At 46.8% G+C, this 12,849-nt stretch carries 14 protein-coding genes; 9 read left to right on the top strand and 5 right to left on the bottom strand.

Translation table 11 applies throughout. From position 1 onward, the window contains the following. The first annotated feature begins 74 nt into the window (after nucleotides 1-74). The 7 genes from I1H34_RS21635 to rimM all read left to right on the top strand — a co-directional run bounded on the left by I1H34_RS21635 (nucleotide 75) and on the right by rimM (nucleotide 5,704). Complete coding sequence (locus I1H34_RS21635; protein ID WP_249369475.1) at nucleotides 75-287, top strand: DUF4089 domain-containing protein; 213 nt, start codon at nucleotides 75-77, stop codon at nucleotides 285-287. Continuing rightward, the gene (locus tag I1H34_RS21630; RefSeq protein WP_212662993.1) at nucleotides 284-1,687 is read left to right on the top strand and encodes an AtzE family amidohydrolase; all 1,404 of its coding nucleotides are present in this window, start codon (nucleotides 284-286) and stop codon (nucleotides 1,685-1,687) included. The genes I1H34_RS21635 and I1H34_RS21630 overlap by 4 nt, the downstream gene beginning before the upstream one ends. 117 nt (nucleotides 1,688-1,804) lie before the next feature. Beyond that, complete coding sequence (locus I1H34_RS21625; RefSeq protein WP_212662992.1) at nucleotides 1,805-2,320, top strand: hypothetical protein; 516 nt, start codon at nucleotides 1,805-1,807, stop codon at nucleotides 2,318-2,320. 38 nt (nucleotides 2,321-2,358) lie between these two features. Beyond that, nucleotides 2,359-2,823, top strand: coding sequence for a GNAT family N-acetyltransferase (locus I1H34_RS21620; RefSeq protein ID WP_212662991.1), 465 nt, complete (start codon nucleotides 2,359-2,361; stop codon nucleotides 2,821-2,823). A 19-nt stretch (nucleotides 2,824-2,842) separates the two neighbouring features. After that, a complete protein-coding gene (locus I1H34_RS21615; RefSeq protein WP_212662990.1) occupies nucleotides 2,843-3,607 on the top strand; it encodes a serine/threonine protein kinase in 765 nt (254 codons plus the stop codon). Between the two features lie 207 nt (nucleotides 3,608-3,814). After that, entirely contained in the window at nucleotides 3,815-5,083 is a 1,269-nt protein-coding gene (locus tag I1H34_RS21610) for a valine--pyruvate transaminase (protein WP_212662989.1), read from the top strand. Nucleotides 5,084-5,131: 48 nt separating this feature from the next. Further along, nucleotides 5,132-5,704 (top strand): ribosome maturation factor RimM, encoded by a 573-nt coding sequence (gene rimM / locus I1H34_RS21605; protein ID WP_235109897.1) that lies wholly within the window; start codon nucleotides 5,132-5,134, stop codon nucleotides 5,702-5,704. Between the two features lie 105 nt (nucleotides 5,705-5,809). Here the strand turns inward: rimM and I1H34_RS21600 are convergent, their stop codons facing one another. Continuing rightward, nucleotides 5,810-5,902, bottom strand: a complete 93-nt coding sequence (locus I1H34_RS21600) for a photosystem II reaction center protein T (RefSeq protein WP_212662988.1) — start codon at nucleotides 5,900-5,902, stop codon at nucleotides 5,810-5,812. Between the two features lie 158 nt (nucleotides 5,903-6,060). Next, the gene (gene psbB, locus I1H34_RS21595) at nucleotides 6,061-7,581 is read right to left on the bottom strand and encodes a photosystem II chlorophyll-binding protein CP47 (protein ID WP_212662987.1); all 1,521 of its coding nucleotides are present in this window, start codon (nucleotides 7,579-7,581) and stop codon (nucleotides 6,061-6,063) included. A gap of 538 nt (nucleotides 7,582-8,119) precedes the next feature. Here psbB and I1H34_RS21590 point away from each other — a divergent pair. After that, nucleotides 8,120-8,419: a 2Fe-2S iron-sulfur cluster-binding protein gene (locus I1H34_RS21590; protein WP_212662986.1), complete on the top strand. Its 300-nt coding sequence runs from the start codon at nucleotides 8,120-8,122 to the stop codon at nucleotides 8,417-8,419. A 170-nt stretch (nucleotides 8,420-8,589) separates the two neighbouring features. Continuing rightward, nucleotides 8,590-8,694 carry a photosystem II reaction center protein PsbM gene (gene psbM, locus I1H34_RS21585; protein WP_010474494.1) on the top strand — a complete coding sequence of 35 codons (105 nt, stop codon included), beginning with the start codon at nucleotides 8,590-8,592 and terminating at the stop codon, nucleotides 8,692-8,694. 507 nt (nucleotides 8,695-9,201) lie between these two features. Here psbM and I1H34_RS21580 read toward each other — a convergent pair. From I1H34_RS21580 to I1H34_RS21570, 3 genes are all read right to left on the bottom strand, one after another. Next, nucleotides 9,202-9,450: an RNA recognition motif domain-containing protein gene (locus I1H34_RS21580; protein WP_212662985.1), complete on the bottom strand. Its 249-nt coding sequence runs from the start codon at nucleotides 9,448-9,450 to the stop codon at nucleotides 9,202-9,204. Between the two features lie 304 nt (nucleotides 9,451-9,754). Beyond that, nucleotides 9,755-11,146: a glycogen synthase GlgA gene (glgA, locus tag I1H34_RS21575; RefSeq protein ID WP_212662984.1), complete on the bottom strand. Its 1,392-nt coding sequence runs from the start codon at nucleotides 11,144-11,146 to the stop codon at nucleotides 9,755-9,757. Nucleotides 11,147-11,297: 151 nt separating this feature from the next. Further along, on the bottom strand, nucleotides 11,298-12,752 hold the full coding sequence (locus I1H34_RS21570) for a polysaccharide biosynthesis/export family protein (RefSeq protein ID WP_212662983.1): 1,455 nt from the start codon (nucleotides 12,750-12,752) through the stop codon (nucleotides 11,298-11,300). Nucleotides 12,753-12,849 lie beyond the last annotated feature (97 nt).

Here is a 12,849-nt window from a genome sequence, read left to right as displayed (position 1 = left end):
GCTGGGGAAACTGGCGCACTCGATCTGTCTATAGGTTCGCTATTCTAGACCTGTTGACTCTTCAGACCTACCCCATGTCAAAGCTTCCAGCTTCAACATCCGATGGTTCGGATGCTTTTAACTCAGCGTATGTGACCGAGGTGGCCAAGCTATTAGGGCTATCTATTCCCTCAGATCAGCTCCCAGGTGTGGTTGAGAGCTTTGAGCAGATTCACAGGATTGCTCAGCCTGTCCTAGACTTTCCTTTGCCCGATACCTTAGAGGCTGCGCCTCAGTTTGAACCATGAGTTTGACGGCGGCCCAAATTGCCCACCAGGTCAAAACTAAAGAGCGCTCGGCAACGTCTGTCGTTAAGGCAGCATTGACGCAAATTTCTAACCAAGAGAATCACAATTGTTTCACCACACTCCTAGGTTCATCTGCCTTAACCGCAGCAGAAACCCTTGATCGTCAGCTGGCTGCAGGAGAAACCGTAGGCCCTCTAGCAGGGGTGCCCTTTGCAGTTAAAAACCTGTTTGATATTGCTGGAACCGTCACCTTGGCCGGGTCCAAAATTAATCAAAGTCATACACCCGCTACCCAAGATTCAACCGCTGTAGCCCGACTAAAAGCTGCAGGTGCAATTCTAGTAGGGGCACTAAATATGGATGAATATGCCTATGGCTTTGTCACTCTCAATCATCACTATGGTGTCACCCCCAATCCCCACGATCCGTCTCGAATGTCCGGTGGCTCCTCTGGTGGATCGGCGGCATCTGTAGCGGCTGGTCTCGTGCCGCTGACCTTAGGTTCAGATACGAATGGCTCGATTCGGGTGCCAGCGTCGCTCTGTGGGGTCTATGGTTTCAAACCCACCTATGGTCGTCTGTCTCGGGCAGGAGCCTATTTGTTCTCTAGCAGTTTGGATCATATTGGTCCCTTTGCCCGCTCTGTGGAAGATATTGCCCTAGCCTTTGAGGTGCTTCAAGGGCCGGACTCTCGTGACCCCATTTGTACGGATCGTCCACCGATTGCACCTGATTTATCCGGGGATATGACCGGGATACGAGTTGCGATGGCCACAGGCCGGTCGAAGACCATCGCAACCGAGTATTTCTCCCAAGGTATGACTGCCACTGTGGCCCAAGCCCTAGAAAAAGTATCGTCCGCATTACAAGTCACTCAGACTGTGACCTTACCTGAATCGGCTCGGGCCAGGGCCGCCGCTTACCTAATTACCGCCAGCGAAGGCAGCCAGCTCCACTTGCAGCGATTACAAACCCGCCTACAGGATTTTGACCCTGCCACCCGCGATCGCTTTGTCGCCGGAGCGATGATGCCCAATAGCTGGTACCTCCAAGCCCAGCGTTTTCGCCGTTGGTATCGTGATCAGGTTCGAGAGATTTTCAAGACTGTAGATCTGATTATTGCTCCTACGACTCCTTGCCCTGCCCCCTTGATCGATCAAACGACAATGGAACTAGACGGACAAACAGTACCCATTCGTCCTCATCTTGGCCATTACACCCAACCCCTCTCTTTTATTGGCTTGCCCGTGCTCTCAGTGCCGATCTTCCTGCCAGATCAACTGCCCGTTGGTATCCAGCTGATCGCCCGTCCCTACGATGAGAACACGATTTTTAAAGCGGCTGTGGCTTTAGAAAAACTGGGGGTTACGGAAGCTAAGGTCGCGAGTTCCATCGGATAGCTCTATCCTTAATTTCAGAATCCACTATGCTGAAAGCAGGCTACCCTTCCAGAGAGAAGCATTACAGCGGTATATCGCCTGTCTCCTTATTTTGTTGAGTTATTCGAGGTACATGGCATGGCTTCATTCAACTATCTCAACCCCCAATCCACCCAAACCCTACGCCAAGGGATTTATGAATTTCACCAAGTTGAAGTGGTGGAGAATGATGCATCAGAAACAGTTGCGCCGGAATTGCTAACCGACATTGATATGCATGATGCGATTCATGTCCTGTTTGGCTGTCCCACTCATTTAGGGGGAGAGATTATTGCCCATATTTGGACCGCTTTGGGGACAACCGTGTCGTTACAAGCAATGCATCAAGTCAATCGCCACCCAGATCATCGGAGTGTACTGGCAGAGATTGGCCATCGACATTTGATTAAGACCTGGGTGCGAAGCATTCCCCAGATCTTGATAACTGTACTTCGGGCACTACGAATGAAGCGTCGTTGGCCTGCTGAAGAGTATGCGGCTTATTTGGATCAACGCCTTTGCGATTTACGCCATGAGTTTAAGATTCATATTCCTCCGCAATCTTCTCATGGCGGCAGATCAGGAGCTGCATTGCGCACTGTTCATGCGTCTTAACCCCCTTCCTTAGATGAATATTGCCCTCAGTTCCCAGAATGGATAGCCCTCGCTTCCAAGTGGCAGATGACTCTCATATTGCAGTCTTACTGCCGTTAGTGCGGGCTTGCCACGACTTTGAACAGATTGTTCTATCGCCACAACAACGGCGTGATGCTTTATTGCCTTTGCTCGGTCCTGATTCTCAATTTGGACGAATCTGGTTAATCTTCACCTCCCAAAAAGTGGTGGGGTACGTTGCCCTGTGTTTTGGCTACAGCATTGAGTTGGGAGGCCGCGATGCATTTATTGATGAGCTATTTATTATCGAGGAAGCGCGGGGGCAAGGGTTCGGTAGACAAACTTTAGAGTTTGTAATCCACCAGTCTGCCAGTCTCAAGATTGCCGCATTGCACTTAGAAGTTGCCCGCACTAATGACAGAGCGAAACGACTTTACTTACAGGCAGGGTTTGCAGCCAGAGATCGCTATCATCTAATGACGTTCAAGGTGGCGTCGAATTAATAGCTTTGGATCAATCAACGTGGACTCGACTGGATTAACTGCGGTCTCTGTAGCCGAAATCCTGCAATCCCCTCACCAGAGGCTGCTGGCCTATCCGGGGGATGTAGTGGGTTGCGATCGCATCTCCGAATTGGCAGATCTGGGCGTCACGGCAATTTATGACTGGGGACCCAAGCAAGTTCAAAGCTGGCACTGCCTAGGATTAGGCTATTGCGGGTTAGTTTTGCTAGTCCAGTGCCAAGGGCAGCAGATCGCCCTGAAGGTTCGACGCACAGATGCATCCCATGCCTCATTGGCTCAAGAAGCCTCTATGTTGACTCTTGCCAATACTCAACAAGTCGGTCCTCAACTCCTGGGCCACAGCCCCAATTTTTTACTAATGGACTATGTAATGGGGCAACCATTGTTGGCTTGGCTGCAAGGGACCCATTCCTGGACTCGTGCGACCCTGCAATCCCATTTAACCCAACTCCTCTGGCAAGCCTTTCAGCTGGATCAAGTAGGCTTAGATCATGGCAATCTTCGGTGTGTAACGGCACATAGTATTGTGACAAGCCAAGGTCCTGTATTACTGGATTTCAGCAGTGCCAGTACAACACGTCGACCGGCTAATGTAACGACTTTGACTCAGGGCTTGTTTTGGGGAACCACCATTGCACCGCTACTCGTTCCCCATTGGTTCCACCCCGATATACAACCCTGTATTGAGAGGCTGCGACGCTATAAGCACCATCCAACGACAGAAAGTTTTCAGAGATTGCTAGATTTACTGTTTGATCGTTGAAACCACAAATCATTCATCGTTAGGTCACACCATCGATTCCCTAGGATAGATCCTATGGCGTTTCTGCTGATTCTAATGGCTAGGAATGAATCCAGAGGCATTGCTAGTTCAGCCGACACCCCCTAAGATATTGAGATCTGCCCTACCTTTTGCAAGGCATGGCCCTAGGTGCAAAACGATAAACTCTTTTCGATTGGCTCGTAATCAATGCCTCTAACGCTTTCTCAAATTGGCAATCAGATGTCTGCTTTGACGGGTGTTCGCGCCATCATGAAAGACATCATCGAAACCTTGAGAGCCAATCCGAATGAAGCTTTTATCAATCTCAGTGCAGGTAACCCTGTCATCCTGCCTGAAGTCGAACAGCTATGGCGGGACTGCACAGCCCAATTGTTAGAGAGTCCTGATTATGGTGAAGTCGTCTGTCGATATGGCACTAGCCAGGGCTATCAGCCCTTAGTAGAGGCGATTCAAAAAGATTTTAATCAGCGTTATGGCTTAACCCTTAGCGATCGCCAAATCCTGATTACGCCAGGAAGCCAAGCCCTATATTTCCTAGCTGCTAATGCCTTTGGAGGGATAACTGAAACAGGTCAGCTCAAAAACATTGTGTTGCCCCTATCGCCGGACTATACCGGATATGGTGGCATTTGCCTGACTCCAGAAGCCTTAAAAGCTTATCAACCGACCTTAGAAATTGATGAAACGGCGCATCGGTTTAAATACAGACCGGATTTTGATCAGCTCCACTTCGATGAAAACACAGGCTGTATTATTTTTTCTCGGCCCTGTAACCCCACAGGCAACGTCCTGAGCGAAGCGGAAGTCCAACAAATTGCCGATCTGGCCGCCCCTTTTGATATTCCAGTGTTAATCGATTCGGCCTATGGGCCACCCTATCCCAGCCTGAATTACACCGACATAGCCCCCATTCTGGGAAATAATGTAGTCCATTGTATGAGTTTGTCTAAAGCAGGCTTACCTGGAGAACGGGTTGGTATTGCGATTGGAGATGAGCGTATCATTCAAACCTTAGAAGCCTTCCAAACCAATGTCTGTATTCATTCTGGACGATACGGACAAGCGATCGCAGCCCAAGCCATTCAATCCGGTGCCTTAGCCGATATATCAGTCCAGGTGATCCGTCCTTACTATCAAGCCAAGCTAGCTCTCCTCCAATCCGTCCTCGACCAACAGATGCCCTCGACCCTGCCCTGGTTTTTACATCTAGGTGAAGGGGCTATCTTTGCCTGGTTATGGCTCAATGAATTGCCGATGTCCGACTGGCAGCTCTATCAACAGCTCAAACAAGTAGGAGTCATTGTTGTTCCCGGCCACTCCTTCTTCCCCGGTTTATCGCAAGATTGGCCCCACAAATATCAATGTCTACGCATTAGTCTGACGGCAACTGACGAAGAAATTACCATTGCTATGCAGCGACTCGTTCAAGTTATCGAAACAGTGTATCAAACCTAAAATGCAGATGTTGTCTTTCCAGCTCATTTCAACTAAAAGGACACAACTGTGAGTGACGCCCTTTCCCCAGATCTACCAGTGGATGAGACTGCAGAAGAATGGTTAGAAGTTGGCACCATCGTCGGTGCCCATGGATTAAATGGTGAGGTTAAAGTTTTCCCAGATTCAGATTTCCCTGAGCGCTTTATCCAGCCGGGACCCCGTTGGCTAGCCACCCCGACTCATTCATCGCCTCCTGAAGAAATTCAACTTCTCAAAGGACGTCTTCTTGAAAGTAAAGGACTGTACGTGGTGAAGTTGGCCAATGTCAACTTTAGAGATCAATCCGAAGCTTTAAAAGGAACCAAAATTTTAGTTCGAAGTAATGATCGCCCCATCTTGGCAGAGGGCGAATACTATCTGTCTGATTTGATTGGGGTAACGGTTGTTGATCATCAAACGCAAACAGTAGTAGGTTCAGTCGTTAGCATTGCCAGTGCAGGTAATGATCTACTTGAAGTCCAACTCGCTGGTACTACCGAGACGATACTGCTGCCATTTGTCTCAGCTCTAGTCCCTATCGTTGATATAGCAAGTAAACGAATAGAAATCACTCCCCCTAAAGGATTGATTCCCGAATAAAGGCAGTTGCTACAAAAAAACCGCTTTCCTAAGAAAGCGGTTTTTAGATTTGAACCTGTTTTACTGACTGCCAAATACAGCTAGTAAAACAAAAGCTCGATATATCTAGATTCGAGTGGGCTTTTCGCGGAAAAAGACTGCGAAGAAAAATAACCCGATTAGACAGGCAAGAATAAATACGTAAGCAATAACTTCCATAGGATTAAAACCCCTCAATAAATGCTAATCAAAAGTAAGAAGGCTACCTATACACATTCTAATCATTTTCGGACTTAGAAGCGTTCAGTAGCCTTCATTCTGAATCTAGTAAGTGCCAATTAGCAATTCACTAGAATTCAACATCCTTTTAGGACTGACTAAGCACGGGTGGATGTGTCACCAACTTTCTGGAAGACACCCCATTCCACTTGCTCTTCAGGCAGGTTAGGATCAACACCCTCGAACACATCCTTGAAGATGGTACGAGCGCCATGCCACCAGTGGCCGAAGAAGAAGAGTAGTGCGTAGCAAGAGTGGCTGAATGCAAACCAACCACGAGTGCTGGTTCGGAAAACGCCATCAGAGCCAAGAGTCTCACGATCGAACTCGAAAGGCTCACCCAGTTGGGCTTTACGAGCATACTTCTTAACAGAAGGAGCATCGGTGAAGGTTTGACCGTTTAGAGTACCACCTTCAAAAGAGACTGTTACGCCTTTCTGCTCAAAGCTGTATCGAGATTCAGCTCGTCGGAAAGGAATGTCAGCGCGGATAACGCCATCTTTGTCAGTCAAGATAACTGGGAAAGTTTCGAAGAAGTTGGGCATGCGACGCACGAACAACTCACGACCTTCAGAATCAGTAAAAGTAGGATGACCTTCCCAAGAACGGGCGAGACCGTCACCACTGTTCATAGCACCTGTGCGGAATAAACCACCTTTAGCAGGGCTATTACCGATGTAATCGTAGAAAACAAGCTTTTCAGGGATTTGATCCCAAGTTTGTCCAGACTGCACACGGCGCTGGATTTCAGTTTGGAAGTAGCCGCTATCCCATTGATAACGAGTAGGACCAAACAACTCGATTGGAGTAGTTGCACTTCCATACCACATGGTTCCAACCATTACGAATGCAGCAGCAGCTACAAAGGCAACAGAACTGGATAGTACGGTTTCAACGTTACCCATGCTAAGCGCGTTATAAAGGCGCTCAGAAGGACGAGAAACAGTATGGAAAATACCACCAATAATCAAGGCAATCCCTGCAGAGATATGGTGAGTGACCAAACCTGTGGGATTGTACGGGTCAAAGGCAAATGGTCGCCAATCTGGGCTAACCCCTTGCACATGACCTGTGAGGCCATAAGGATCCGAAACCCACATACCTGGGCCTAAGATGCCAGTTAAGTGAAGAGATCCAAAGCCGAAACAAACAATTCCTAATGTCAGCAAGTGAAGGCCGAAAATTTTAGGCCAATCGCTAGCTGGCTCGGAAGAACCATCGGGATAGTAGATGTCTAAATCCCAGTTAATCCAGTGCCATACGGCAGCTAAGAAAAACAAACCTGCAGCCAGGATATGCATGAGGATGACACCCTCATAACTAAAGAAGTTTAGGTGTGCGCCTAAAATTCCTGGCTGTGAAACCCAAGGCTCACCAGTAACTGTCCAGCCACTCCAAGAGTGAGTGACACCAATGCGAGTCATCACAGGCATGACGAACGTGCCTTGACGCCACATGGGGTTTAAAACTGGATCGCTTGGATCGTACTTGGCCAACTCGTAGAGTGCCATGGAGCCTGCCCAGCCGCTTACCAGGGCAGTGTGCATTAAATGCACAGATAGCAGCCGTCCTGGATCATTCAGGACGACTGTGTGTACTCGGTACCAGGGTAGTCCCATCGACTACGCTCCTCCTCTTAAAACGTCAATACTTTAAACTTGCAGCATTTTTTTAATGGGCCGATCCTAATAAGACTTCACAAACTATTGGTTTATGAAGCCTTTCTTGTATCAATTGCAGTAATTCAGTAATTTAAGCCAACTGCTGTCGTCACTGTGATTCATTGAATCATACTTAGTGCTTACATGGCAGACCTAAGTTGACATTGAAGTCACTAGGACTCAACGGTGCAGGCTAATATGCTGATTATTATTAAAACAAGCAAGACACACTCAAACTTTAGAAAACAGTAGTAAATGATTCTTGAGTTTGAATGCTTGAGGGCAACCTAATGTACTATACGAAACAATAAAGTGTATAACGAAGTGTAACTAGAGTAGGGACTCAATGCAAGAGAACTTAACGATTTGAAATTCGGGCATATTGCCAATTGCTTGGCCTGTCTGCCGATTAACTTGTTACTAGACTCTCTACCCTGAACCCTTTCCCTGTAAACATTTACTAAATAAATCTCAGATCCAAGGTATACCGCCAACTATGTCCAGCATTCTGTTTGTTAATGAAAGCCAAGAAATAGATGTTTCAGAAGAAGACGATCTACGCTCAGTGGCGCTGGATAACAAGATTGACCTCTACACGTTTAAGGGTAAGTTAATGAACTGCGGAGGCTATGGCCAATGCGGGACATGTCTTATTGAGGTTGTTGAGGGTATGGAGAACCTTTCTCCTCGTACGTCCGTAGAAAATGCCAAGCTCAAGAGAAAACCTGAGACCTATCGTTTGGCTTGTCAAACTTTGGTGCTGGGGTCTGCCTCCATTAAAACGAAGCCTTCGTAGCTCCGGAATCATTCAAATTGCAGCTCGTATAAGGGGAAGTGGGGTGGCCATTACCATTGCTTCTATATAAGTGTTGTTCAAGCAGGTATTGGTAAATCTTTCCAAAGAGGTTTAGCAAAAATGGTATTGTAAAGTTTATAAATGCCCAGATGAGATAGAGATTAATTCCTATGCCAGTTAATGATTTAGGTGCAATTGCTACCGCTTTATTCGTATTCATACCTTGTGTGTTTCTGATTCTTCTCTATGCTCAAACCGCTAGCCGGGGAAGCTAGTCGAGAATCCTTGCACGATATTTGAAAGGATGACTGAGGGTACCTAGTTATCGTTAACTAGGTACTTTTGTTCGAGCTTGCCGTTGAATACTCACGCTTATAGTTAACCCTCAAAAGCGATTTGCCTTTGGTAACTCATTGGGTTTAGTACTCTAATTCAGTACATCTGCTAATAAGCAAATACTCTCGAAATCCCCCTTAAGTTCAAGGGTTCAGAGTGCGGTGGTCGCTGAACCAGAATTGTGCTCCTCAATCTTTTTGATGTGGACTAAACGCTAGCGAAGCTTGTATTAGACACCTTTAATAAAAATTTTTCAAAAAGAAACCGCTTCATCAATTGAATAATGAAGCGGTTTCTTTTTAGGGAATGGCCTGAATTGCGAGACTAAAAGAAGATCAAATCGTAGTATCTGTCCCATTAGCCACTTAGGCTCCCGACATAGATTCAATCTTGAAAGGCTAAACGTGCATAGTTAAAGACAAACAAGGATATTATGGGGCGGTGAATTATCGCTCGCGAGGCTTAGCTTTATTGACTTTCAGCTGCCGTCCCATCCACTCAGCACCATCTAAATCAGCAATCGCTGTTTCTTCTTCATTATCTTCTGTCATTTCCACGAAAGCAAAACCTCGCATTCGGCCTGTTTCACGATCTACTGGGAGTACAACTCGCTTAACAGTGCCATACTCATTAAAAACTTCGCGAACATCGTTTTCAGTGGCTTGGTAAGACAGATTGCCAATATAAATGGTCATGGTAAAACTCAGAGATTAGAATTGAACGGTAAACGAATGCTTGGGGATGGACAACAATACACCTAAGCAGCAGTTATTTCAGCGGCCATAGCAAACCGATAACATTAAGCAATGCTCGCTGTTAGTAACAGTATTCGCTAGCCTTTAATAACTAATTGGCATCTGGTGCTTGAGATGGCAAGCCCTAAGCTCTTCTCTCGACATATGTATTTTATTACTCTTGCATTGTCTCATAAGAGCAGACGGTCAACTTGTCTTTGGTGCCACATTGGTTAGTAGCAGCTTATAGACATTCAAAATGTTATTAAGAGACGGCTTTAGAGGGGAGTCCTAATATCTGCTGATACATCTCATTGTATTCTTTTGCAGATTTAGCCCAGCTAAAATCAACTTTCATTCCTCGTTGTTGCAGTGCTTGCCAAGCATCATGATAATGAAACCCTTCCCAGGCCCGAATCATACAGGTATATAGATCGAGCGGTTCATACCGATCAAAACAATAGCCTGTGCCTGTTTGCTCATTTGGATCGTGGTGCACAACTGTGTCTACTAATCCGCCTGTGCGACGGACGATAGGAACACATCCATACCGAAGTGCTAGCATTTGGCTGATGCCGCAAGGCTCGTAGCGACTGGGCATTAGAAATGCATCGGCTCCGGCGTATACTCGCCTAGATAACGACGGATTGTAGAGGAGCTGCGTAGACATCCGACCATTAAATTTCGAGGCAATTTGCCATAGTTGGGTTTCATAGTAGCGATCGCCGGTTCCCAATAGCACAAATTGTGCATCTGTATAAGCCATAAACCGTTCTAGAACCTGAATGACTAGATCTAAGCCTTTTTGCTCGACTAAACGGGCAATCATTCCTACTACAAATGCGCCTGAATTAACCTCTAAACCCAACTCTTCTTGCAACGCAATCTTATTGGCTCGCCGTTTATCTAAAGAGGTAACTGAGTAGTTTTGGGTAATGTATTTGTCAGTTTTTGGGTCAAAGGACTGAACATCGATTCCGTTTAAAATGCCCACGAGCTTCCCGCTGATGAAGGACATGAGTCCTTCTAGGGTTTCTCCATAAGCAGTGGTCTGAATCTGTTGGGCATAGGTTGGAGAGACTGTATTCACTTGATCTGCAAATTGGACGGCTGCAGCCAAGGTGTTATGTCCCTGCATATACCATGGACACCAAGTCATCTGTTCTAATCGCCATCGCCAAGGACCTTGATACCCTAGGTTGTGAATGGTAAATACGCTCGATATATCTGGAGATTGATGCATCCAAACCGGTATCATTCCGGTATGCCAATCATGGCAGTGGACAATATCAGGCTTCCAATAATTCCAACAAAATTCAGCGGCCCCGTTGGCAAAGAAGGTAAAGCGCCAGTCTTCATTCTCCCCACCGTAGATATGGCGGGGAGAAAAGGTTGAATGTTGGAATAAATATAGCGGAACGTCTCCTTGAGATAACACTGTTTCAAAGACGGTGAAGTCTTCGAACATGGCTGACCCTGACCACACCGGTTCCTTGGGAATCGTAATTTTATCTGGGAGGAAACCGTAGTAAGGCATAAATATGCGCACATCGTGCCCCATCCGTTTCAGGACAGCAGGAAGTGCACCAACCACATCTGCCATGCCACCCACTTTGGCAAATGGAGCAACTTCTGCTGAAACGAAAAGGATGCGCATATTGTCCTGTCCAATGAATCTTGCCAATTATCATATCGGGCAACTGCCCGCTTTGCTGCTCATTGGGGCAAAACGCAACAACAGCACATAAAACTCATGTGCTGTTGTTGGCAAGTATGCAACCCACTACAAGAAGTATTGGGGCAGTCATTTAGAATAGGAGTCGGAAGATACCGAAGCCACTGGTGATTGGGGAGAGTACATTTCGGAGACCATCACCAATTCTAGTGATACCGGAGCGACCAACAACGATGACATCATTGTTCCTTAATGCAGGATTCTTCTCCTCATTAAGAGGCTCTTCAAAGTCAATCTTTATTTCCCTTTGAGTGACTGTCCCATTGGGATTCAGGCGAATTAGCTTGACTTTACTCTTGTTTGCTCTGCTGTCATCGAAACCACCAGCAGCCAGCATTGCTGTATTGAGGGGGGTATTCGGTTGAATTTTGACAACTCCAGGTCTTTTTACTTCACCTACGACGTTAACGTCAATGGTTGCAGGGGCGAAGCTAATAGTTGAGAGTTCAGTGATTTCAGCGGCTGTCAACCCTACGGCTTTAGGAACGACAATCGTATCTCCTGCCTGTAGTGCAATATCTTGAGAAAGATCGCCCTCTTTCAAGAGTTTCCACAGATCGACATCAATTTCTTGCTGAGTACCATTGTGAGGACGTCTGAGAATTTGAACTTTGCGAATGTCAGCTTCGGGTTTAATCCCCCCTGCTGTCTGAATGGCTTGGGTGACCGTGGGAAGTTCGGATGAGGCGGCTCTAGAATTGCCGAGGGTGCCTGCGTCCTGGACATCGGCGCTGCCGGGACGGATGGTGTGAGGACCGGGCCGATAGACTTGACCAATAATAGCAACGTTTATAGGTTCAGACCGATCAGCAGAGAAGCTGGCATTACTGACCAGTAAGGAGTTGGTAAAGTCTACTTCTGCTGTGGCGGGAATGATAACGGTATCTTTGTCTCGCAACTCCAGGTTTTGACTTAAGTCCCCTTGTTGTAGTAGCTTCATGAGATCGACAGTGATGTATTGGTCCCTGCCATTGAGTTGGGGACGTCTAACTTGAATTTGACTTAGGTCTGCAGACTGAGATGTACCTCCGGCCAGCTGAATCAGCTGAGTAACGGTAGGTATTTGATTAGGGGATTCAACAGGGTAGGTTCCAGGACGCCTGACTTCGCCTGTTACGGCTAGGGTGACGGTCCGGGCTTTCACTAAAACCATGGTGACGTAGGGGCGTCGGTATAGGCGAGTGTAGCGTAAAGAGATTTCTCGCTCAGCTTGACCCAGGGAACGACCTGTTACAGGAACCCGACCAATGAGGGGGAGACTGACGGTCCCATCTACTAATACTCGGTAGTTAGAGGTAAAAAGCTCAGGTTGCCCAAACATTGTGAGCTGAATTTCATCTCCAGCTCCTAATACATAAGCTTGCTGATTAACTAGGGCATTACGGTCAGGGGTTAAAGTGTTTTGAGCAACGGTTAAAACCTCTGAGGCTGGGTTTACTTCTGAAGTGGATACTTGAGCTTCAGCAGATATGGGCGTTATAGAGGCTGCGATAGCAATTAGAGCTGCAGAATGAAGAGGCCTAATCATAGTTAGTTAAAACCCTAGTTAATTTATATACCTAGAAGAAAACAATTATTATAAACGATTGTTTATCTGAAGACGTTGTGCCGGTCGGTATGTTTCT

It is taken from the genome of Acaryochloris marina S15, from assembly GCF_018336915.1.
GTDB lineage: Bacteria > Cyanobacteriota > Cyanobacteriia > Thermosynechococcales > Thermosynechococcaceae > Acaryochloris > Acaryochloris marina_A.
The sequence above is the reverse complement of the archived record's forward strand: the minus strand, read 5'-3'. Positions and strand labels throughout refer to the sequence as shown.

What these genes read in the sequence shown, in the direction of transcription:
- I1H34_RS21635 (WP_249369475.1), top strand. Translation starts at nt 75, where the DNA reads ATGTCAAAGCTTCCAGCTTCAACATCCGATGGTTCGGATGCTTTTAAC.
- I1H34_RS21630 (WP_212662993.1), top strand. Translation starts at nt 284, where the DNA reads ATGAGTTTGACGGCGGCCCAAATTGCCCACCAGGTCAAAACTAAAGAG.
- I1H34_RS21625 (WP_212662992.1), top strand. Translation starts at nt 1,805, where the DNA reads ATGGCTTCATTCAACTATCTCAACCCCCAATCCACCCAAACCCTACGC.
- I1H34_RS21620 (WP_212662991.1), top strand. Translation starts at nt 2,359, where the DNA reads ATGGATAGCCCTCGCTTCCAAGTGGCAGATGACTCTCATATTGCAGTC.
- I1H34_RS21610 (WP_212662989.1), top strand. Translation starts at nt 3,815, where the DNA reads ATGCCTCTAACGCTTTCTCAAATTGGCAATCAGATGTCTGCTTTGACG.
- I1H34_RS21600 (WP_212662988.1), bottom strand. Translation starts at nt 5,902, where the DNA reads ATGGAAGTTATTGCTTACGTATTTATTCTTGCCTGTCTAATCGGGTTA.
- psbB (WP_212662987.1), bottom strand. Translation starts at nt 7,581, where the DNA reads ATGGGACTACCCTGGTACCGAGTACACACAGTCGTCCTGAATGATCCA.
- I1H34_RS21590 (WP_212662986.1), top strand. Translation starts at nt 8,120, where the DNA reads ATGTCCAGCATTCTGTTTGTTAATGAAAGCCAAGAAATAGATGTTTCA.
- psbM (WP_010474494.1), top strand. Translation starts at nt 8,590, where the DNA reads ATGCCAGTTAATGATTTAGGTGCAATTGCTACCGCTTTATTCGTATTC.
- I1H34_RS21580 (WP_212662985.1), bottom strand. Translation starts at nt 9,450, where the DNA reads ATGACCATTTATATTGGCAATCTGTCTTACCAAGCCACTGAAAACGAT.
- glgA (WP_212662984.1), bottom strand. Translation starts at nt 11,146, where the DNA reads ATGCGCATCCTTTTCGTTTCAGCAGAAGTTGCTCCATTTGCCAAAGTG.
- I1H34_RS21570 (WP_212662983.1), bottom strand. Translation starts at nt 12,752, where the DNA reads ATGATTAGGCCTCTTCATTCTGCAGCTCTAATTGCTATCGCAGCCTCT.